Annotated in this window: 23 protein-coding genes; 7 read left to right on the top strand and 16 right to left on the bottom strand. The window is 57.9% G+C overall.

From position 1 onward, the window contains the following. Nucleotides 1-250: 250 nt before the first annotated feature. From msrA (HY308_05215) to HY308_05200, 4 genes are all read right to left on the bottom strand, one after another. Entirely contained in the window at nt 251-901 is a 651-nt protein-coding gene (msrA, locus tag HY308_05215; GenBank protein ID MBI3897682.1) for a peptide-methionine (S)-S-oxide reductase MsrA, read from the bottom strand. Between the two features lie 397 nt (nt 902-1,298). Further along, entirely contained in the window at nt 1,299-1,481 is a 183-nt protein-coding gene (locus HY308_05210; protein ID MBI3897681.1) for a hypothetical protein, read from the bottom strand. 149 nt (nt 1,482-1,630) lie between these two features. Continuing rightward, on the bottom strand, nt 1,631-2,320 hold the full coding sequence (locus HY308_05205) for a Crp/Fnr family transcriptional regulator (GenBank protein ID MBI3897680.1): 690 nt from the start codon (nt 2,318-2,320) through the stop codon (nt 1,631-1,633). Nucleotides 2,321-2,465: 145 nt separating this feature from the next. Further along, nucleotides 2,466-3,197, bottom strand: coding sequence for a Crp/Fnr family transcriptional regulator (locus HY308_05200; protein ID MBI3897679.1), 732 nt, complete (start codon nt 3,195-3,197; stop codon nt 2,466-2,468). A 296-nt stretch (nt 3,198-3,493) separates the two neighbouring features. Here HY308_05200 and HY308_05195 point away from each other — a divergent pair, with 296 nt between their 5' ends. Beyond that, nucleotides 3,494-4,198, top strand: a complete 705-nt coding sequence (locus HY308_05195) for a GGDEF domain-containing protein (GenBank protein ID MBI3897678.1) — start codon at nt 3,494-3,496, stop codon at nt 4,196-4,198. Nucleotides 4,199-4,353: 155 nt separating this feature from the next. Then, complete coding sequence (msrA, locus tag HY308_05190) at nt 4,354-4,977, top strand: peptide-methionine (S)-S-oxide reductase MsrA (protein ID MBI3897677.1); 624 nt, start codon at nt 4,354-4,356, stop codon at nt 4,975-4,977. Nucleotides 4,978-4,996: 19 nt separating this feature from the next. On the opposite strand, the gene HY308_05185 is transcribed toward msrA (HY308_05190), so the two are convergent. From HY308_05185 to HY308_05150, 8 genes are all read right to left on the bottom strand, one after another. Beyond that, nucleotides 4,997-5,575, bottom strand: coding sequence for an exonuclease (locus HY308_05185; GenBank protein MBI3897676.1), 579 nt, complete (start codon nt 5,573-5,575; stop codon nt 4,997-4,999). Nucleotides 5,576-5,850: 275 nt separating this feature from the next. Next, complete coding sequence (locus HY308_05180; GenBank protein MBI3897675.1) at nt 5,851-6,672, bottom strand: M48 family metalloprotease; 822 nt, start codon at nt 6,670-6,672, stop codon at nt 5,851-5,853. Then, nucleotides 6,669-7,226 carry an SH3 domain-containing protein gene (locus HY308_05175; GenBank protein MBI3897674.1) on the bottom strand — a complete coding sequence of 186 codons (558 nt, stop codon included), beginning with the start codon at nt 7,224-7,226 and terminating at the stop codon, nt 6,669-6,671. The genes HY308_05180 and HY308_05175 overlap by 4 nt, the downstream gene beginning before the upstream one ends. 9 nt (nt 7,227-7,235) lie before the next feature. Continuing rightward, complete coding sequence (locus HY308_05170) at nt 7,236-9,026, bottom strand: CHASE2 domain-containing protein (GenBank protein MBI3897673.1); 1,791 nt, start codon at nt 9,024-9,026, stop codon at nt 7,236-7,238. Between the two features lie 57 nt (nt 9,027-9,083). After that, nucleotides 9,084-9,386 (bottom strand): Dabb family protein, encoded by a 303-nt coding sequence (locus HY308_05165; GenBank protein ID MBI3897672.1) that lies wholly within the window; start codon nt 9,384-9,386, stop codon nt 9,084-9,086. 204 nt (nt 9,387-9,590) lie between these two features. After that, nucleotides 9,591-10,094: a GNAT family N-acetyltransferase gene (locus HY308_05160; GenBank protein MBI3897671.1), complete on the bottom strand. Its 504-nt coding sequence runs from the start codon at nt 10,092-10,094 to the stop codon at nt 9,591-9,593. A 12-nt stretch (nt 10,095-10,106) separates the two neighbouring features. Further along, entirely contained in the window at nt 10,107-10,922 is an 816-nt protein-coding gene (locus tag HY308_05155) for an LOG family protein (GenBank protein ID MBI3897670.1), read from the bottom strand. 111 nt (nt 10,923-11,033) lie between these two features. Continuing rightward, on the bottom strand, nt 11,034-11,237 hold the full coding sequence (locus tag HY308_05150; GenBank protein ID MBI3897669.1) for a cold-shock protein: 204 nt from the start codon (nt 11,235-11,237) through the stop codon (nt 11,034-11,036). Nucleotides 11,238-11,628: 391 nt separating this feature from the next. On the opposite strand from HY308_05150, the gene pckA reads away from it, so the two are divergent. From pckA to HY308_05130, 4 genes are all read left to right on the top strand, one after another. Next, a complete protein-coding gene (gene pckA, locus HY308_05145; protein ID MBI3897668.1) occupies nt 11,629-13,227 on the top strand; it encodes a phosphoenolpyruvate carboxykinase (ATP) in 1,599 nt (532 codons plus the stop codon). 284 nt (nt 13,228-13,511) lie between these two features. Next, on the top strand, nt 13,512-13,820 hold the full coding sequence (locus tag HY308_05140) for a hypothetical protein (protein MBI3897667.1): 309 nt from the start codon (nt 13,512-13,514) through the stop codon (nt 13,818-13,820). Between the two features lie 120 nt (nt 13,821-13,940). Next, nucleotides 13,941-16,103, top strand: coding sequence for a bifunctional 23S rRNA (guanine(2069)-N(7))-methyltransferase RlmK/23S rRNA (guanine(2445)-N(2))-methyltransferase RlmL (gene rlmKL / locus HY308_05135; GenBank protein MBI3897666.1), 2,163 nt, complete (start codon nt 13,941-13,943; stop codon nt 16,101-16,103). Nucleotides 16,104-16,136: 33 nt separating this feature from the next. Next, nucleotides 16,137-16,451: a DUF1244 domain-containing protein gene (locus tag HY308_05130; protein MBI3897665.1), complete on the top strand. Its 315-nt coding sequence runs from the start codon at nt 16,137-16,139 to the stop codon at nt 16,449-16,451. 216 nt (nt 16,452-16,667) lie between these two features. On the opposite strand, the gene HY308_05125 is transcribed toward HY308_05130, so the two are convergent. Next, the gene (locus HY308_05125) at nt 16,668-16,991 is read right to left on the bottom strand and encodes a hypothetical protein (GenBank protein MBI3897664.1); all 324 of its coding nucleotides are present in this window, start codon (nt 16,989-16,991) and stop codon (nt 16,668-16,670) included. A gap of 34 nt (nt 16,992-17,025) precedes the next feature. Further along, nucleotides 17,026-17,673, bottom strand: a complete 648-nt coding sequence (locus HY308_05120) for a dienelactone hydrolase family protein (GenBank protein ID MBI3897663.1) — start codon at nt 17,671-17,673, stop codon at nt 17,026-17,028. 377 nt (nt 17,674-18,050) lie between these two features. On the opposite strand from HY308_05120, the gene HY308_05115 reads away from it, so the two are divergent. Further along, complete coding sequence (locus HY308_05115) at nt 18,051-18,494, top strand: hypothetical protein (GenBank protein MBI3897662.1); 444 nt, start codon at nt 18,051-18,053, stop codon at nt 18,492-18,494. Nucleotides 18,495-18,555: 61 nt separating this feature from the next. Here HY308_05115 and HY308_05110 read toward each other — a convergent pair whose 3' ends face one another. Both HY308_05110 and HY308_05105 read right to left on the bottom strand, forming a co-directional pair. Next, nucleotides 18,556-18,939, bottom strand: coding sequence for a hypothetical protein (locus HY308_05110; GenBank protein ID MBI3897661.1), 384 nt, complete (start codon nt 18,937-18,939; stop codon nt 18,556-18,558). Nucleotides 18,940-18,949: 10 nt separating this feature from the next. Further along, on the bottom strand, nt 18,950-19,951 hold the full coding sequence (locus HY308_05105) for a ParB N-terminal domain-containing protein (protein MBI3897660.1): 1,002 nt from the start codon (nt 19,949-19,951) through the stop codon (nt 18,950-18,952). Nucleotides 19,952-20,025 lie beyond the last annotated feature (74 nt).

The following is a 20,025-nucleotide window of genomic DNA, read 5'->3' as shown; positions in this document are numbered from 1 at the left end:
GTTCTTCGTTCGTCCGTTGGATAAGCCAGCGCTAAACGCCAGCGCGATGACGCCGCGAAAGTTATCTCAATTTGCACGAGGTTGCACCGTGCGCCGGTCACACGATCAAGACAACAACTGGGTAAGCTAAATGGAATTGAATGGCGCGGACCCTGCAAGCCCGCGAACAACAAGCCGCCCGCTGCATGCGTGGCTTTCATCGAAAATCGCAAGTAAGCGCGCAGCACCCTGCTGCGCGCTCGCTGTCGACTTAGGTATCGATGATGCCCACCGGACAGGTAACGCCGGTACCGCCGAGACCGCAGTAGCCGTCGGGATTCTTGGCGAGATATTGCTGGTGATACTCCTCGGCGTAATAAAACTCCGGCGCATCGATAATCTCGGTGGTAATGCGCCCGAAGCCAGCGCTGTTCAGCCGTTGCTCAAACGCAGTACGGGCGGCATTCGCCAGTTGCTTCTGGGCATCGTTGTAGAGGTAAATACCCGACCGATATTGCGTACCGACGTCGTTGCCTTGGCACATGCCCTGCGTTGGATCGTGCGATTCCCAAAATACCTTCAAGAGATCGGCGTAGCTCACGACCTTCGGATCGAACACGACCAACACCACTTCGTTATGACCGGTCATGCCGCTGCAGACTTCGTGATAGGTCGCGTTCGGTGTATAACCGCCGGCATAACCAACAGCGGTGGTGTACACGCCTGGTAATTGCCAGAACTTGCGCTCGGCGCCCCAGAAACAACCGAGGCCGAACATCGCCGTCTCCAGGCCGGCGGCGAACGGCGGCTTCAGTGGATGGCCGTTCACGTAGTGCCGATCGGGCACCGGCATCGCCTCGGTTCTTCCGGGCGGCGCGTCATTGGGCTTGGGCATGGCGGTCTTCTTCATAAAGGAGAGCATGGTCCACCTCACGTTTGCAGAGAATGATCGGCGATGTGGCTTGGTCGGTACGACGCGGACTTCCTTACAGCGTAAACCTATTGATCGGTATGGGCGATCAACAGTCGCTTGACCGTCAATCCAACGGACATAAGTTTAAACCCAGTGACGGGCACCGGGTCCATCTCGTCGTTTAGCAAGCTCCGATTAGTGCGGTGTCATCCCGCGAAGCGGGAGTTCTTTCGCCAGGATGGGATGCCCCCTTCACTGAGATGGTCGAAAGTAACACACCACCTCCGCAGACGGCTGCGGGGCAATACTGCCGTTACATCTTAAGCTTTATATAGCGATACTCCTGACGTATGAATAGGCCGACGATGCATTACCGAAGACGGACGCCGCGTGCTCGTGGCGCGACCTACTCCGGCAAACTCGTCGGTACGACTGAATTGCTTTCGCCGTCTTGGCGACGCAGCGCATCGGCAACTTCTTCTTTCTCTTCTTCCTGCTGACGGGCGCCGTTAACGTTATTTATCTTCGGCGCTGCCGCGGGTGCCTGCTGCTTGGATTCGGGATGATATTTAAATAAGTTTAGGTTCATGGACTCGCTCCTGGCGACAACCCGTGGGAGATACGCGGCAGCATCAAACATCTAACGGAAGAATCGGTAACCTTGCCGGCAACCGAATGTTAAACGACCCGCCGGGCGCCGTCGGTGTGGTAACGCACATAGCACGACATGTTCGCGTTTCAGGCGGCGGTACGATCGATCACGGCCTGATAACAACTGCAGGAAGCACGTTCCAGACCACGACGATTGATGATGGTGATGTTGCCGCGGCTATAACGAATCAACTTCTGTCGTTGCAGAGAATGGGCCGCCTTGTTGATGCCGGCCCGCTGGACGCCGAGCATCGGCACCAAAAATTCCTGCGTGAGATAGAACTCATTTGACTCGACGCGATCTTGCGTCATCAACAACCAGCGGGCGAGACGCGGACCCACCAAGTGCAAGCTATTGCACGCCGCCGTCTGCGCGACTTGGACCATGAGCGTGCAGAGATAGCGGTTTAGTTGACGCTGCAATGCCGGGCTACGTTTTATTTCCGAACGAAACGATGCCGCCGGCATGCGCAAGGCGGTGCCGGCACCTTGCACCAACATGCGCACCGGCGAAAAAGTGGCGCCCAACATCAGCGGTATCCCGGCCATGCCTTCACGGCCGACGATGCCGACTTCGATGTGCAAGCGACTGTCCACCGGCGTCAGCAACGAAACCAGACCGCGGCCAACAAAATAAACGTACTCGATCCGGTCACCGGACTCGCACAGTACGTCGGCAAACGTAAGTTGAACTGGCTGGCAACGCTCAACGACGCGTTGATAGTCCTTTAACGGCAGGGCCGCGAGCAGGCGATTGGGACGGCGTACAGATTGCATGGGTGCGCTCCAGTAACGTAGGAGGACCCAACAGACGGCACAAGGAACGATCGCGCCACAATCCTAATGTCGAATCTTGAGTGTGAGGACGAGCTTTCACTATACGCGCAATTGCCGGCATCGATACCTTAATTCCAAAACCCGATCAATGCTCGCTAATGGCCTCAAGAAAATTTGACGGGATCAGCCGATCAGACTCTTTCTTGACCACCGCATAGCATTCACACACCTTCGCCTCGAGACCGGGTCGATCAGTCACGGTGATGTGACCCCGCATGTAGTGAATTAATCCAGCCGTTTGCAGTTTGCCGGCCGCTTCGGTGACGCCCTCGCGGCGAACGCCGAGCATATTGGCGATCAGTTCCTGCGTCATGGTCAGTTCGTTGGAACGCAATCGATCGAGGCTCAACAACAGCCAGCGACAGAGCTGCTGCTCCACGGAGTGATGCCGATTGCAAACCGCGGTCTGTGCCATCTGCGTGATCAGTGCCTGCGTGTAACGCAACAACAGATGTTGCAACCTACCGCCGCGAGCGAACTCCTCTTTCAGCGCCTCCGACCTCAAGCGGAACGCGTGGCCGGCGCTTTGCACCAGCGCCCGGCTGGGCGTGCTCTCGCCACCCATGAACAACGAGATACCCACCAATCCTTCATAACCGACCACGGCGATTTCCGCCGACGCTCCGTCTTTCATGACGTAGAGCAGCGAAACGATACAGTCGGTCGGGAAATAAACGGACGACATTTGCGAACCCGCTTCGTAGACGACGCTACCAAGCGGCATCGACGTCAAATCCAAGTGCGGACGAAGTCGATTGAATTCGACCGGCGACAGATTGGCAAGAAGCTGATTCTGTTCGGGGCGAGAGGTTGGCATGAGCGATGCTCTCCGATGCTAACGCTTCCGGGTACGCGACCAACGTACTAGAGGAATGACGGCCACACGATACGCGCCTTATGTGCGATTGCATACATAACCGTTCGACCAAAACACGGCGCCAGAGTTAAGCCGACGCCACTGCCGCCATTCGTAAAACCCTATGTGCGTAAACGTACAGACGCGCTTAAATCGGACCGATACGTTATCTACCTAATTAACTAGGGGGGTGTACTTAAGGGAGAGTACTACGGCGGCACAAACAGCAAACACCCGCGATTAATTAAAGGAGCAACATGATGGCAGCACAACCCAAGGGAACAACCCTAATTACGCCAACGCTGCAGGCAACCTTCTGGGAGCCGGCGGAACTACTGCCCGCGCTCGTCATTGCGCAACAGAAATTGGTTGCCGCCAATCACGATATTAACCTGCTGACTGAAACCAACCTTCGTCTGCGCCAAGAAGCAAAATCGCTCGCCCGTAAAGAGGCATGCGCATGGCACTCGGCTTATCACGATGAGCTCACCGGTCTACCCAATCGCCGATTGCTGTGGGACCGACTGAGTCAGGCGATGACGCAGGCCATACGACAAAATAAACAGGTGGTCTTACTGTTCTTCGACATCGATCGCTTCAAAAGTATCAATGACCGCATGGGCCACAGCACCGGCGACACTATTTTGCGGCAAGTGGCGGATCGCCTAGCCACGTGTCTTCGACGATCCGACACCGCCTGCCGTTATGGCGGCGACGAATTTATCGTGATGCTGCCGGAGATCGACGGCCAGGAGAGCGTGGTCGCGGTCGAGCGCAAAGTACGAGCGCGTCTGGCGGAATCTTATCTAATCGATGGCAGCGAGATTACGATGAGCATCAGCGTCGGCAACGCCGTCTACCCGGTCGATGCGCAAAATCGTAGTGAATTGTTAAAGCATGCGGATCACGCCATGTATGCCGCAAAGAACTCGGCTGGCGGTTGTTCCGTTACGCGGCGATAATTCTATCGGGCAAACCAGGTCGATTCCGCCCACGTCACAGCAATCAGCCATATCGGCGTCGGCTATTTTCTCCACTTGCCAGCAGCGTACGGCGCAACCAAAATCGCACACGATGGTCATAACGCACGCCGCCCAAATTTGTGGAGGGGATTGTTATGCGAACCATTATTCGTTTCATCATTATTGCTATCGGCGGGTTGTTCGCGTTGGCGGCGGTAGCTACCGAGTCATCCAACGGCAGTACCAAGACACCTGCTATCGCTATTTTCGCCGGTGGTTGCTTCTGGTGTATGCAACCACCGTTCGACAAACTTGCCGGCGTGGCATCGACCACCGTCGGCTACACCGGTGGACAAAAACCGAACCCGACTTACCAAGAAGTTTCCGCCGGCGGTAGCGGACATCAGGAGTCGATACAGATCGCTTTCGATCCCGCCAAGATTAGTTATCGCCAACTACTCGATGTGTATTGGCACAACATCGATCCGCTCGACAGCGGCGGCCAATTTTGCGATCACGGGGATTCCTATCGCGCGGTGATTTTTTATGGCGACGATGAGCAGAAACGGATGGCCGAGGCATCGAAAGCGGACATCGAGAAGACGCTCGGTCGCAGCGTCGTCACCGCGATTCTGCCGGCGCGCGAGTTCTACGCTGCCGAGGACTATCACCAGAGTTACTATCAGAAAAATCCGCTGCGGTATAAGTACTACCGCTACCGCTGCGGACGCGATCAGCGACTCGAGCAGGTGTGGGGTAAGGCCGCGGCGGCGCACTGAGCGCCGCATTGATTCCGGCTTAGCCTTCCGGACCGGAGCCGCGCAGGTTCTCCGCATACATATTGCAGAACAATGTGCCCTGCTCCAGTGCATCGTCGAGCGCGACATGCGTATGCGGGCGTTCGTCGAACCAGCGCTTCGGCAAATACGTGCGTGAGGTTTGGCGGAAGGTCGATTTGCGCATGCCCATGGCGTACGAACGCACGTCGAGCGCGTTCTCGCGGAACGGGCGTTCGCCGGTGAAGCGAACCAGGTACCAATAGATCCACATGAAGTCCCAGTTGGCCGGCCAGCCGAGGAAGATCGGTGTACCGGGCAACGCTTGCAGCCACTTCAAATATTCCGGCATCACCACTTCCGGCGACCGCGTATCTTTACGGCACGCGGCCCACGCCTCGGGGAAATTTTTCCACCACTCGGCGGTGCGCGGATCGACCGTTGCGCCGGGCAGCGTCTCTAGATTAGCGCTAAAGGTTTGCAGCTCGGTCTTGTCGGCCAAGTAGGCGACCGAGGCGAAGCTCAGCATGGAATGCGGTCCGGGGATCGGGCCGTCGGCTTCGATATCGGTGCTGACGTAGATTTCGATAGGTTTGTTCATAAAGGGTCAGCAAAAGTTATTAGTAGGTCGCTATCGCGAAACTCGAAATTGCCCGAAAACTTGTCGCCCGGATGGAGCGACGCGTAATCCGGGAACGGTCTTTCCCGGATTACGACGCTTCGCGCCTCCATCCGGGCTACTACGTTGCCATCGTTTTGAATTTCGCGATAGCGATTATAAATATGAGCCAACCTTGGCGTCCCACGATTGAAAAAAGAATTGTCCCTGCTCGTCAATGAGAAGGACAGCCGTGCCTGATAATTTAGCCAGCGAATCTACCGCAGAGGATAAAGCCGACCACCCGTATTCGGGCGCTCGTATTGATAGAACGCCGATCCCATGGCGCTGTCGAGCTGGCGCAGCCGTTCTTCCGGCAACGGATGGGTCTTGAACAACAACTGTACGCGGTCGTCGCTGTTGGCGACGCTGCCGATCTTTTGCAGTACCGCCGGCAAGCCATACGGGTTGTAGCCGGCGCGGGCGCTGAGCACGATCGCATGGCGGTCGGCCTCGAACTCGGCCTTCTTGTCCAAGCCGCGGGCGAAGATCTCGGCGCCGTTGCCGACCAAGCGCTTCAGCAATTCCTCTTTATTACCCTTCGTTTGCTTCTCGATCGCGTCGCGGCTTTCTTCCAGCAATACGGTCTTGCGCATCAGATCGATGTGATGGCGCTCGGTGATGTGGGCGATCTCGTGTGCTAACACGCCGGCGAGCTCGGCTTCGTCGCTCAAGCTGGCATAGAGGCCGCGCGTGATCAGCACGTGACCGCCGGGCGCGGCGAAGGCGTTGACGTCGGCCGATTCGATGACGCCGAAGCGCCACGGCAAATCCGGACGCTCGCTTTGCGATGCGAGCCAACGGCCGACCGTGTTCACGTAACGCTGCAGTGGTTCGTCGTTAACGAGCGGCGCCACGCCGAGTAGATTGGCGGCAATCTGTTCGCCGACGCGTACTTCGTCCTCCGGCGTCAGTGCCAACAGCAATTGCTTGGAGCTCGGAATTTTTTCGAGCAGCTTCGAGCGCAGATTGTCGGCGGACGCACCGGCGATCTGCGTCAATCCGAGAATTGCGACAACGACACGCAGCCAGTGTTTCATGGCGACTCCGGCAGATACGGCACATCGTGTCGTGCCAAGCGCTGCTTGCGTGCGTAGTCGGCCGCCTGCTCCTTGCTGGCGGTGTAACTCTCGAGCTTCTTCAGCTCTTCGGGATTTGGTTGCGCCGTGCGTAATTGCTCTTCATTCAAGCCGCGAATGCCGGTGGTGGAAACGATATTGCCGCTGCCGGCACGGCCGGTGGCCAGCTTCGCGACCGCTTCGAGATCTTGGGCGTTGCCGCCATGCGCCGGTTGGCTGCTGACGTGCAGCAGTCTGACCCAGCCCGGGCGACCGGCGCTCAGCACTTTGTACCAACCGCCGCTGCGGTCGATGATGGTGAGCGGCGCATTGGCCGGCAACCGCTTGAGGGTCTTAGCATCGATAGCAGGTTTGTCTTTGAACTCGGTCTCGCGCCGCGTCGTTCCCGGCGTCGGTGCCATCTTCGTGGTAGCGGTCGCTTTCGGCGTTGACGTGGCCGCGTGCACCGACGCGATGGTCACGCCTGCCGCTAGCAGCAGCGCAGCGATAACGAAATAATGTCGTAACCGATTCATCGACGCATTCTAACCCAACGTCGGTGTACACCAGCCAGCGTTTTGTAATAACTCGGGAACGGACAGATCGCCGCAACTGGCCCAGAGCTCGGCAAACTCCGGGGTCGTTGTAAGGGGATGGCGACTCGACTGCGTCGATAGCGCCAAGCCTTGCACCACCGCTGCCTTGCCGGTCTGGCGCCAGCGGCCGTCGGTGTCGACGGTGAAATGAAAACCATGTAATACGAGCTGCGCCGCCGTTGTTAATCCCTGCGCTTGCAACTTGCTGAAGCTGCGCAGCAACATCCGCTGCAAATCGATCAGTGCCGCACGCGTCTGCGCCGGCTCGACCAGCCAATAGAACAACATCGTATCCGCATGCAGATTGTTGAGCAGCGGCGCCGCTGCAAACGGCCGGGCAGCAACGACCCCGTAATGCGTCAACCCGGCTTCGCGTTGCAAGACATTGGCGGCACGGCGCTGCGCCGCTGTGTCGGTGCCGGTAAAACGGCAGGTCACCAATAACGACTGGCAGGTTTTCCCCGGATCGAGCGCGGCGGAAAATAACGGGTGACCGTTACGACGCCACAACATCGCCCGGTAATAAAAACGAGCGAAGAAAAAGTACGCCACAGCGGCAGTGAACGGCACGGTCAGGTCGACGAACCAAGTGCTGTAGTTGAGAAACAAGTACGCCACGCCGAGGAACGCCGTCTGCATCATCGTGAACAACGTATACAACCAAACCGGATCGACGTTGTAGAGAAAGGCGATTGCTAACGCGACTAGGGCAATGATGGTGATCAGCAGGTAAATGCCTTGCGGCAATTCGGTGAGGTAATCGCCGTTCTTGAGATTGTCGATGGCCGTGAGCAGGATCTCGACGCCGGGATGGGTTTGCGAAACCGGTGTCGGCTTGATATCGAACAGCGACGGCGCGGTCGAACCGATGACAATGATCTTGCCGGTAAAGTCGCTGCTCGCCGCCGCGCCCTGCTGTTTTTGTAAGTCGGTATAGAGCGTATAAAACGAAACTGTTTTATACGACAACGGCCGACCGCGCCAATTCAGCAGAATGTCGGAACGCTCCGGCAATTCGCCGCCGAGCGCCGCGACCACATTCGCCGGCAACGAAAACAACCGCCAGCCGTAAGCATCGCGATAGACATGATACTTACGGGCAATGCCGTCGTCGTCGGTATAGAGCGTGTTCGTACCCAAGCGACGATCGTTGAGCACGTCTAAAAAATACGGCACGACAGCGGCAACCGTTGCATCCTGCGGCGCATTCGGACTCAAGGGGACGGCACCGGGCAAGCGCGACAATTTGAGCTCGCTGAGTCGATCGTTGTCCGGATTCAATCGGATCATGGCGGAGAACGTTTGCGGATGCTCGGCGATGACGTCACGAAAGTAGCGATCGGCCTCGGGGTGATCGACATCGAGATCGCTGAAGGCGATATCGAACACGATTGCCGCCGGCTTATGGCGCTCCAACCCTTCGACCAGCTCGGCCATCACACTACGCGGCCACGGCCAGCGACCGTACTCCGGCGCCATCGCCGCCATGCTCGCTTCGTCGATGTCGATCAAGACCAGATCGGGATCCGCCGGCGGCAACCGAAAGCGGTTCTTCATGATCAGGTCGTACGCCTGATGCTTCATGCCGCCGGCATGACCGCCGCTGACGCTATAGAGCGCGACGGCGATAACGACGATAGCCAAGCCTATATAGAAGCGGTTGCCCAAGCGTTCCGACAACAACGCGAACGGCAACAGCACGACGCGCGCGAGGCGCACAAGCAAGGACGGATTGCGCATACGGCGAATGATCGAGGATTAGCGCGGAACTGGCAATCCGGAAAACGGGGTTCTTATCTAGACCTCATAGTCGACCACGTGCCGCTCTCGGCGGACTTCGGCGACGAATGGCATCACCGCTTTGTGCGCCGGGTGCGCTTGATAATCCGCCAGTGCTTGGCGTGACGCGAACTCAGAGTAAAGCACGACGTCGCCGCTCATATCGGTGGCCGAGAAATCGATACCGACTTCCAACTTGAGCATGCCCGGAATCTTGCCGTGCAACGCTTCCAGTTTCTCTTTGATGAGTTTCGCGTTCGTGGCCTTGTCATTTCCCTGCGCCGATTCTTTTAAACGCCACATGACGATGTGCTTGATCATTTTTACTTCCTCACTAATGTCACGTCCGCTAATTCATTGAATAAGACGGCGATCCGAAACTCCCCTCTCCCCTTGCGGGAGAGGGGTCGGGGGAGAGGGGTGATCATAACTAAAGTTTATTTATTCTCCCCCTCTCCCTTGTTCCCTCTCCCGCAAGGGGAGAGGGAGACGCAAGGTTGTATGCTGAAAGAATTCTTTGACGAATTAACGGGATCGGGCGCTAGATAACAAAAGCCGATAGAACTTGCTATCCACATCCATTAACGGAAACGTCGCCGGTAACGTTTCCTTAGCGATAGCAACAAAGCCGTTCTTCTCGTAAAACCGATGCGCCGCGAAAAACTTGGCAGTAGTGCCAAGATAAATGCGAGACACTCGCTGCTGTCGCGCCCAATCCAGCAGCGTCTGTAACAACGCGTACGCGACACCGGCATCACGCCCACGCCAGCGCGGCTCGACAAACATCTTTCGCAACGCCGCGTCGCCGGCGCCGATATCTTTCAGCGCAATGGTTCCGACGACGGCACTGTCGGCCAATGCGACCCAAAAATTTCCGGCGCCGGTTTGATAGAACGACGGAATCGATTGCAAGTCGGGCTGCTGTTGTGGCGTGATGTCGATGCCGAACTCGGTCCGTTGGATGGACGAAATCAACGCGACGATCTGCGCTTCCTGACCCGGTGTGTACGCCGCGATGCGGAAACGCATATATCGTTCCGATTAAAGCGTCGCCCCCGGCTTCGCCACTGCATGCTCGGTCAATTGCTTGACGATGTACTCGTAAGCATCGTCGATCGAGTCGGTCGGATAAAACAGCTTCAGATCGGCGGCGTCGATGTTGCCGTACTTCACGAGCGCATCGAAGTTAATGAGCTCGTCCCAATATTTGGTGCCGTACAACACGATCGGCAAATGCTTGCGAATCTTATGGGTCTGCAACAGCGTCAACAGCTCGAACAGCTCGTCGAGCGTGCCGAAGCCGCCGGGGAACACGATCACGGCCTTGGCGAGGTAGGCGAACCAAAACTTGCGCATGAAGAAGTAGTGAAAGTGAAACGCCAACTCGCGCGTGACGTAGCGGTTGTCGAACTCTTCCACCGGAATCGAGATCGTCAAGCCGACGTTGGTGCCGCGCGCCTCGGAGGCGCCGCGGTTGGCGGCCTCCATGATGCCGGGACCGCCGCCGGTGCAGACGACGAAGCGGCGCTCTTCCGGATCGAGCTTCTTCGACCACTCGGTGAAGCGTCGCGCCAACTCGCGCGACGCTTCGTAGTATTGCGATTGTTCCAAACGCATTTCGGCGCGCTTGATATCGCCGTTGCCGGCGTTGGCCTGCGCCAACTCCTGCTCGGCCTGCTCGCGCGACAGCGTGCGCGCCGAACCCATGAAAACGATGGTGTCGTCGATGCGGTAATGGTCGAAGCGGGCCGCCGGTTCTAAATACTCGGCGAGAATACGCAACGCACGGGCGTCGGGGCCGTTGATGAAGTTTTGGTTATCGTAAGCTTTTACCGAATGGCGACGTCTCTCAGTCATTATCAGTTCCTTTTGTTGTGTCCTTGTCTTGCAGTCTAGCGATATTTCCCAGCGCACAAAAAAGAAACCCCGCCAGGGGCGGGGTTCCGAAAAGCTCGCCTGGACGGCGAATCAGGCGGGAACTACGTTGGTAGCCGCAGGACCCTTAGGGGTCTGCTGAATTTCGAACGTTACCTGCTGGCCTTCAGCCAGGCTTTTGAACCCGTTTCCGCGGATGGCGGAATAATGAACAAATACGTCTTTGCCACCATCCTTGGGGGTAATAAAGCCGAAGCCCTTGCTCTCGTTAAACCACTTCACAGTGCCTGTAATCACGAATCACCTCACATGGATAACAGAAGAACCTGCAGCTGGTTTTGAAGTATTCGCGGGAGCACTGCCGGGATCCGGTGGAACTTCCGTGTTAAACGACAAGACCCTTACTGCAGTGGCGTGGACTCTACGATACGGTTTTTTGGCAGACTACTGGGAGATACCCGAAGCAGGAATGGACAGAAAAGTAAAGGTAATTGGATCTACTCGGCGTGATAACCCATTCGTAGAATCTCCCTCGTTTTACGCCGACTGTCGAAAAAAATTACCCATAGAAGAGCCGTACTAGGATACTTACGCTTGCTGGCGGTTCCCCGCGAGTGCCGGTTACCAAGAAACGTTCTCCAACAAAATGTTCGGCGCGGTTGATCATTTAACGATTTTGGAGGAGGACATGAAGCAGAAGTTATCGAGTCACCAAACCATTGGCCTGGAACACCTCGGATTAAGTGGACTGGGCGATGTGTATTGGAATCTTTCGGCACCGGCGCTCTATGAGCACGCCATCCGCCGCGGCGAAGGCCTAATTGCCGCCGACGGTCCGCTGGTGGTGCGTACCGGTCAACATACCGGCCGCTCGGCTAACGACAAATATTTCGTGCGCGAGCCGGCCAGCGAGAAGGAAATCTGGTGGGGCAAAATCAACCAATCCATCACGCCGGAGCAATTTCGTAAGCTGCACGCCAGGATCACGTCTTATCTCAAAAGTAAGGACGTTTATGTGCGCGATGGTTATTGCGGCGCCGACCCGACGCATCGTTTGCCAATCCGCATCGTCACCGAATATGCGTGGCACAGCCTGTTCGCCAGTAATTTGTTCATACCGTCGGATGGCAGCACGCCGTCGACACCGCCGTTTACGGTTATCGATGCACCCGGCTGCCTAGCCAATCCCAAGGAAGACGGTACCCGCTCCGAGACGTTCATCGTCGTCAATCTATCGCAGCGGCTCGTACTCATCGGCGGCACCAGCTATGCCGGCGAGATCAAGAAATCGATCTTTACCGTCATGAACTATCTGATGCCGTTTGCCGACACGCTGCCGATGCATTGCTCGGCCAATATCGGTAAGGACGGCAATACCGCGTTGTTCTTCGGCCTAAGCGGCACGGGCAAAACGACACTTTCGGCCGACGGCTCGCGCGTGCTGATCGGCGACGACGAGCACGGCTGGAGCAGCAACGGCGTGTTCAACTTCGAAGGCGGTTGCTACGCCAAGATGATCCGACTGTCGCCGACCGCCGAACCGGAGATTTACGCGACCACGCGGCGTTTCGGCACAGTACTGGAAAACGTCGTGCTCGACGAAACCCGGCGCACGCTCGACCTCGACAGCGATACATTGACCGAGAACACGCGCGGCGCTTATCCGATCTCGTTCATTCCCAATACCAGCGAGACTGGCCGCGGCGGCCATCCGAAGCACGTCATCTTCCTGACCGCCGATGCCTTCGGCGTGCTACCGCCGGTCTCGCGGCTGACGCGGGCGCAAGCGCTGTACCATTTCTTGCTCGGCTACACCGCTAAGATCGCCGGCACCGAGAAGGGCATTACCGAGCCGACGCCTAATTTCAGCGCCTGCTACGGCGCGCCATTCATGCCACTCCATCCGCAACGTTACGCCGAGCTACTCGGTCAACGGATCGACCAACACAAACCGCATGTGTGGCTCATTAATACCGGCTGGAGCGGCGGCGCTTACGGTGTCGGCAAACGCATCAGCATCGCCCACACTCGCGCTATGGTTCATGCCGTGCTCGACGGACGCTTGGACGATGTACCGGTCAACATCCATCCGGTCTTTGGGTTGCAGATGCCGACCGAGTGCCCGGGCGTGCCACGCGAAGTCCTGGACCCGCGAAACACCTGGGCGGATAAGGCGGCTTATGATGCCCAAGCCAAGCAATTGGCCGGGCGTTTCGCCGAAAAATTCCGGGAATTTGCCGACCAAGTTTCACCCGACGTCCGGGCGGCGGCGGTGGCGGCCGGTTAACCCCGCCGGGCCCATACGTAACTGCTTGAATCAGTAAAGAGTTTCTGTATACCCCCTCTCCGATGCCGGAGAGGGGTCCTTAGCTACCCTCTCGACTAAGCCGGAACCTTTGTTTTTATTGACCTATTAGCCCAGATACCCCCTGTGGTATTCTTCGGCCCTTGTCACGATGCCCGCCCCTCTAACTCTTTCGAGACGTACAGCGGGATCGAATTGCCAGAGCGTCATTTTCACCGTCCCCATTGGATCGGGCCGGTGCCTATTTTCGCTAGGAGAACGTGTAGATGTCGCAGTCCACAACAAACGTAAACGCCAGTACTCGCCGCCCCGTCACCGCTAGTCGCACGGGTCCATTTCGTCTCGCCCGTGTCGAAAAAACCGACAACCCGGACGGCGGACGCGGTGGCCAACATTGGTATCGCTATGTGCTCGATAACGGTCGTTCGACGATCACCGGCCAACGCCGCGGCTCGCTCAAAGACGTTACCGCGCACGCCAATCGTTACGCAGAACAGCTCAACACCCGCACCTTCGGCTCGCATTCCGTTTGGACCGCCCGCCGGGGTGACGCAAAACCAAAAGCCGCTAAATAGCGTTTTGGGCACGGCGTCTGCTATCGACGCCGCATTACTGCCACTTCCTGCTGTATCTCGCAGCCTCGCCGCGCGTTTGTCGGATATCATCCGACGCCGTTGTCATTCGTGAGCACACCGTTGTCACTCTCCAACAACTATTTTGCGAGCTGCCCGAAGGGCATTGAAGCGCTGTTAGCCGACGAATTGCGCGCCCTCGGCCTCGACGGCGTACGCGAAACACGCGCCGGCGTCGCCTTCGACGGCCGGCTCGAACAAGCCTATCGCGTTTGCTTATGGTCGCGGCTCGCAAGCCGCGTGCTGTTACCGCTGGCACGCTTTCCTGCCGCCAGCGCCGATGCACTTTACCAAGGTACGCAATCGATCACTTGGAGCGAGCACATAAACGCTAGCGGCACGCTCGCGGTCGATGCCAGTGTCTCGCAATCGGCGATCAATCATTCGCACTTTGCCGCACTAAAAATAAAAGACGCGATCGTCGACCAGATGCGCGCCGCTTTCGGCACGCGCCCCTCGATCGACACCGAGCGGCCGGACATCCGCCTGAACCTCTATTTGAACCGCGACGAAGCTACGTTGAGCCTCGATCTGTCCGGCGACAGCTTGCACCGCCGCGGCTATCGCGCTCACGGCGTCGAGGCGCCGCTTAAAGAAAATCTGGCGGCAGCGATTCTGCTGCGCGCCGGCTGGGCGGCACAAGCGGCCGACGGCGCACCGCTGGTGGATCTGATGTGCGGCTCGGGCACGTTACCGATCGAAGCCGCGCTCATCGCCGGCGATATCGCCCCGGGGCTGTTGCGGCCCTATTTTGGTTTTCTTTATTGGCTCGGCCATGACGCTGCCACTTGGGAGGCGTTGTTGACCGAGGCGCGCGAGCGACGTAACGCCGGCCTTGCGCGCATTCCCAATATTCGCGGCTACGACAGCGACACCCGCGCGGTGCAGGCAGCGCGCAAGAACGCCGAACGCGCCGACCTCTACGACTTCGTGACGTTCGAGGTTCGCGCACTGGTAGAAAACGTCGCCGAAACCGATACACCTGCCGGCCTCGCCATCGCCAATCCGCCCTACGGCGAACGCCTTGGCGAGGCGCACGAGCTACCGGCGCTCTACAAAGAGCTGGGCGACACGTTAAAGCGTTACTACGCCGGCTGGCGCGCGGCCGTGTTTACCGGCAACGCCGAGCTCGGCCATGATCTGGGACTGCGTGCCCATCGGATGCACACGCTCTACAACGGCGCGATTGAATGCCGGTTATTGCGCTTTGAAGTGACGCCGGAGTGGTACCACCGTGAACGCGTGGTCATTACGTCGCCCGAGCAATTGGGCAGTGGCGCCGAGATGTTCGCCAATCGATTGCGCAAAAATCTAAAACACTTCGGCCGCTGGGCCGAGCGTCAGGACTTCGGCGCGTATCGGCTGTACGACGCCGATCTGCACGAGTACAACCTGGCCATCGATGTCTACGAAGGCGATCGCCGCCGCGTGCACGTACAGGAATATCAAGCGCCGGCGAGCATCGATGAACGCCTGGCGCAACGCCGGCTGAAGCATGCCTTAACCGTGATCCCCATGGTGTTGGAGATTCCGCCGGAGCAGCTCTACTTCAAAGTACGCCGGCAACAAAAAGGCCATAGCCAATACGAGAAGCTCAGTGAGAGCGGCCTGTTTCATCAAGTGCGCGAAGGCGCTTGCCGCTTTCAGGTGAACTTCACCGATTATCTCGACACCGGCCTATTCCTCGATCATCGGCCGACACGCCTGCTACTCGGCGAACTCGCGCGCGGTCGACGCTTCTTGAACCTGTTCGGCTACACCGGCACGGCGACCGTGCACGCCGCGCTCGGCGGTGCCGCCTCCACTACTACCGTCGACATGTCGAATACTTATCTCGACTGGGCGCAGCGCAATTTCGATTTGAACGGCATCTACGGACCGACGCATGAATTGATTCAAGCGGACGTTTTGAAATGGCTAGAGCAGAATCAGAACCGGCGCTACGACCTGATCTTCCTCGATCCGCCGACGTTCTCGCGTTCTAAGCGCATGGACGACACACTCGACACGCAGCGCGATCACGTCGGCCTCATTCGCGCCACGGCGGCGTTGCTCGAACCTGACGGCATTCTGATTTTTTCGACCAACTATCAGCGCTTCAAACTGGCGGTCGACGAGCTCAGCGGGTTCGCCATCGACGACATCACACACCGCACTATCCCCGAGGACTTCAAGCGCAACGCCCGCATTCATCAGTGCTTTCGCATCGCCCGCTCGGCAAAATAACTCGGCGTCATCACTCACCCACAGGAGCATACCGTGGACGATAAAACCCGCATTGAGCTCGAAGCCGCCGCCTTCCGCGGACTCGTGCAACATCTGCAACGTCGTACCGACGTGCAGAATATCGACTTGATGAACCTCGCCGGCTTTTGTCGCAATTGCTTAGCGAAGTGGTATGCCGCGGCCGCCAAGGAACGTGGCATCGAGCTCAGCTATGACGACGCACGTCGTGTGGTGTACGGTATGCCGTACGACGAGTGGCGTCGTCAGCATCAGCAAGACGCGACGGCGGAGCAACAACAGAAATTCGAAGAGACCAAACCGCTGCACGCCCACATCAGCGGACATTAAAAGGCGAGGTGGGCAACATTAGCTTGCCTACCCGACTGGCACTGACTTAAAGCTGTTCCCTCTCCCCGCTTGCGGGGAGAGGGCGAGGGAGAGGGGCGCATGAAGTATTGACCGTCTTAACCTATACCCCCTCTCCCTGACCCTCTCCCCCGAAAAGCACGGGTGAGAAGGGAATAAGTCGTTAAGTCAGTGCCATTCGTTGCCCACGCTACGTTTTTAAACCGTCGCCCGGTGCAGCGCGCGCTTCAGGCTGTGAATCTTGCGCAGCACATCGCCAAGCGGCTTATGGTCATCGGACGCCAGAATCTCGTCACGACGCGCCTTGAGCAGACGAATCTTGCTCTTAATCGCGGTCTTATCGATGCCAACCACATGATGATGCGCATGCGCTTCAATGCCGAGCGCCTTGCATAGCCCTGGTAACAACTGGTCCTTGTGTAGCTGCGTATATCCCTGCACCGCTTCATGTTGAACGCCGGCGGCGATCTCGCGCAGCTCGGCGACGGTCTTGTGCTTCAGTTCTTCGTACGTGTGGGTCATTCGCGCTTCCTCTGTTGATGAGTGAATGAACCGCCTACGACTTTAAGCAGCGATCCAAAAAAGCCAACGTCCGCGGCCAAGCAACTTCCGTCGCCGCCTGCCGGTAACGTTCGGCATTGGTGAAATTCATGAAGGCGTGACCGGCGTTGGGGTAATGGTAAAATTCGTGCGCCTTACCATGGCGCGTGAGTTCGGCATCGAGCATGCGTCGATCAGCGGGCGACGGGTTGTCGTCTTCGTCGCCGAAATGAAACAGGATGGGACAATTTATCTGCGGCGTGCGCGCGAACGGCGTTGGCACTTGCTCGCCCCATGGCACCTTGATATTGCCGCCGTAGTAAACGACCGCCGCCTTGAGTGTCTGATTCGCCGCCGCCAGCAAATACGCTACGCGCCCGCCCATACAGAAGCCCAACACGCCGATACGCTCCGGATCCACGCGTGCATCGCTGCGCAAATACGCCACCGCGGCATTCACGTCGGCCATAACCTCAATATCTTTCAATAAATCCATGCACTCGAGCGGCCCGAGCGGCATCGTCGCGTCCTGACGGTGATAGAGATCGGGCGCAATGGCGGCATAACCGGCATTGCTTAGGCGCTCGGCGACCGAATGAATAACGCTGTCCACTCCTGGCGCATGCTGAATGACAACGACACCCGGAACGCGACTAGCAGCCACGGGAATGCTCGTATGGGCCGCCATGGTCTGCTGAACCGTAAGGGTTTTAGTCGACGCTGCCGTCATTAACGTTGCCGATACTTAGCAGCATAATGCCGACCCATCACTTTGCGGGTCTGCGACGCCAATCGGTGATTGCTTTTAGCGAGCAAATTTTCGCGCAATCGCTTCGGTATCTTATCGGGCTTTCGATCGACGCTCTTCATGGGGACGAATGATCCTACTTATGCCCGATACCGGCAACAGTCGGCGCCACGTTGATTTATCGTCGACAACGCCGTACGTTTGCGCCAGCCCTGCTGGGAATACGGAAACGACGGTACACACGACAACGTGTGCTCGTTCCGTTGTCATTTCTAATAATCAAAGGAGTTAGCATGAGCCCTACTGTTCTACGAATTGCCGCCGCGCTGTTGCTGATCGCCACCGCTAGTGCCGAAGCGCGCGACAGCCGCCACTTGCTACCGATCGAGGAAGCGCTGAATTCCACATTGGCCGGGAACAAGCTCAGCAAGGACATTAAATTCTATTTCGGCAAGCAGACGCACCCGCCGATTGCCAAGTCCATCGGCCACTGGACGTCCAATAAAAAAACCAACGCCGCCAATAAATCAGACGAGGAAGCGTGCCGCATCGCCTTCGTCAGTAGTCTCATTGCCTTGCAAGAACGGGCGCAACGGGAAGGCGGCAACGCCATCGTCAATATTCACAGCGTTTATAAAGGTGAAAATGTTGCCAGCAATAAAGAGTACCTCTGCGGCGCTGGTGCAATCATGGCCGGGGTCGCGCTTGAAGGCACAGTGGTGAAACTGGCGAAGTAATTCTTAAATCTATGCCGAGGACACAGTTGTCTTCGGCATGGCTTACTAACTCCGAGTCGTCTTACTGCTTTTTTTCCGCTTTTTTATCGCCAAACAAACGCTCCACCGCTGCCCGCGCCGGATCTGCGTCGGCATCGGTCGGCGGTGTCGCGCCGAACAATGCATCAAGCGTCGACTTGGCGGTCTGCGCCTTCGCCTGCGCGCGCACATCGAATGCATTCGGTCGCGCCTTGAACCAGTCGCAAAAGTTCGCGCGCTCCTTGTTCACGATTTCTTCAGCTCGAATTTCACTGCATTGACGAGTCGTGCGCGCGTCGTAGAACTGGCACAGTCGACACACATGCAACTCGGCCTTGCATACTGGACACTCGGCCAGGCGCGACAGCGGCTGCGGTAATACCTGTAAGCTTGCGCCGCACTTCCAACAAACCAGCGAAGCGGCCATTACCAACCTCCTAGTCGTCTGCGTTCGCGACCGCCGCCACCAGCGCCAAGTCACCGCTGCGGACCGAATCGAGATTGAACTTCTTAGCTGCCGCCGCCATACGCGTCAGCGCCGCGCCGATCGCCATCGGCGGCTTAGAATCGCCCTTCTTCAACTTGTGGAATCGAACCGGATTAATGCGGGCGACGACATAACTACGCAAATACGGCGATTTAAAACCGCGCTCTTGCAAACCGTCGATGATGCGCTTGACGTGCGCGTCGATCTCTTCGAGCCGCGCCGCGTAATCGTCGCGATGGCGCAGGCTAACGGTGAGCGAGCGATCGATGAAGCGATCGACCTTCTTTAGGAACGGGCTATATGCCCCACCACCGAAACGGGCGTTGCGCTCGTAGACGATGCCGAGCGTCAGTAGCTCCGGCGCCTCGAACTCGGCAACGAACTCCGACTCTTTCGCACTCGACCGACGCTTCACCAACTCGCGCGCCATGCGAATCACTTCGAGACTACGGTCCTTTAGGTTATGCGCCTTCTCGGTGTTGAGCGCGAGAATACGAAACGCCAAGTTCTCGTCCGGCGACATCAGCGCCGTGATCTGTCGTAAGCCGAGCAACTTGGCCGCCGCTAATCGATGCCGACCATTCGGCGTCCACAGCCGACCATCGATGCCGCGGACGACGATCAATGGATCGAGAAACGATCCCGACTCGTCGATCTTCTGCGCCAAACGCTTGGCATGCGTCGGCGATAGATCGCGCTGAAACGGCGTCGGCTGCAGCGCATCCAGCGGCAACACCGCCAACAACACCGCCCGCCCCGACAACGGTTCCCGATACGCGCCGATCGCCGCACCGCCGACCGCCCGCACCTCACTCGCCAACGCCGCGACTTCCGGTGCATCGACCGCCAACACGATCTCCGCCGCATCGAGCCCGCGCTTTTCTTTACGCGGCGCCAATCGAGCGCGCGAACGCGTTGCTTTCTTAACGTTCGTTTTCTTTTTCGTCGCCATGATCCGCAGTGTAGCGAAAAGATCCCGTGCCCCGCGAGAGTACGTATAATGCCGCCTCGCAAAACAGCTTCACC

The organism is Gammaproteobacteria bacterium, assembly GCA_016199745.1.
Taxonomy (GTDB): domain Bacteria; phylum Pseudomonadota; class Gammaproteobacteria; order Acidiferrobacterales; family Sulfurifustaceae; genus JACQFZ01.
Note: the sequence above shows the minus strand (reverse complement) of the source record. Positions and strands in the feature narration are given on the sequence as shown.

Bases quoted from the DNA above. Each gene is read 5' to 3' on its own strand.
- HY308_05210 (MBI3897681.1), bottom strand. From the start codon at position 1,481: ATGAACCTAAACTTATTTAAATATCATCCCGAATCCAAGCAGCAGGCA.
- HY308_05200 (MBI3897679.1), bottom strand. From the start codon at position 3,197: ATGCCAACCTCTCGCCCCGAACAGAATCAGCTTCTTGCCAATCTGTCG.
- HY308_05175 (MBI3897674.1), bottom strand. From the start codon at position 7,226: ATGAATCGGTTACGACATTATTTCGTTATCGCTGCGCTGCTGCTAGCG.
- HY308_05160 (MBI3897671.1), bottom strand. From the start codon at position 10,094: ATGCGTTTCCGCATCGCGGCGTACACACCGGGTCAGGAAGCGCAGATC.
- HY308_05125 (MBI3897664.1), bottom strand. From the start codon at position 16,991: ATGACCCACACGTACGAAGAACTGAAGCACAAGACCGTCGCCGAGCTG.
- msrA (MBI3897682.1), bottom strand. From the start codon at position 901: ATGCTCTCCTTTATGAAGAAGACCGCCATGCCCAAGCCCAATGACGCG.
- HY308_05180 (MBI3897675.1), bottom strand. From the start codon at position 6,672: ATGAAACACTGGCTGCGTGTCGTTGTCGCAATTCTCGGATTGACGCAG.
- HY308_05170 (MBI3897673.1), bottom strand. From the start codon at position 9,026: ATGCGCAATCCGTCCTTGCTTGTGCGCCTCGCGCGCGTCGTGCTGTTG.
- HY308_05205 (MBI3897680.1), bottom strand. From the start codon at position 2,320: ATGCAATCTGTACGCCGTCCCAATCGCCTGCTCGCGGCCCTGCCGTTA.
- HY308_05195 (MBI3897678.1), top strand. From the start codon at position 3,494: ATGATGGCAGCACAACCCAAGGGAACAACCCTAATTACGCCAACGCTG.
- HY308_05105 (MBI3897660.1), bottom strand. From the start codon at position 19,951: ATGGCGACGAAAAAGAAAACGAACGTTAAGAAAGCAACGCGTTCGCGC.
- HY308_05140 (MBI3897667.1), top strand. From the start codon at position 13,512: ATGTCGCAGTCCACAACAAACGTAAACGCCAGTACTCGCCGCCCCGTC.
- pckA (MBI3897668.1), top strand. From the start codon at position 11,629: ATGAAGCAGAAGTTATCGAGTCACCAAACCATTGGCCTGGAACACCTC.
- HY308_05165 (MBI3897672.1), bottom strand. From the start codon at position 9,386: ATGATCAAGCACATCGTCATGTGGCGTTTAAAAGAATCGGCGCAGGGA.
- HY308_05115 (MBI3897662.1), top strand. From the start codon at position 18,051: ATGAGCCCTACTGTTCTACGAATTGCCGCCGCGCTGTTGCTGATCGCC.
- HY308_05185 (MBI3897676.1), bottom strand. From the start codon at position 5,575: ATGAACAAACCTATCGAAATCTACGTCAGCACCGATATCGAAGCCGAC.
- HY308_05155 (MBI3897670.1), bottom strand. From the start codon at position 10,922: ATGACTGAGAGACGTCGCCATTCGGTAAAAGCTTACGATAACCAAAAC.
- msrA (MBI3897677.1), top strand. From the start codon at position 4,354: ATGCGAACCATTATTCGTTTCATCATTATTGCTATCGGCGGGTTGTTC.
- HY308_05110 (MBI3897661.1), bottom strand. From the start codon at position 18,939: ATGGCCGCTTCGCTGGTTTGTTGGAAGTGCGGCGCAAGCTTACAGGTA.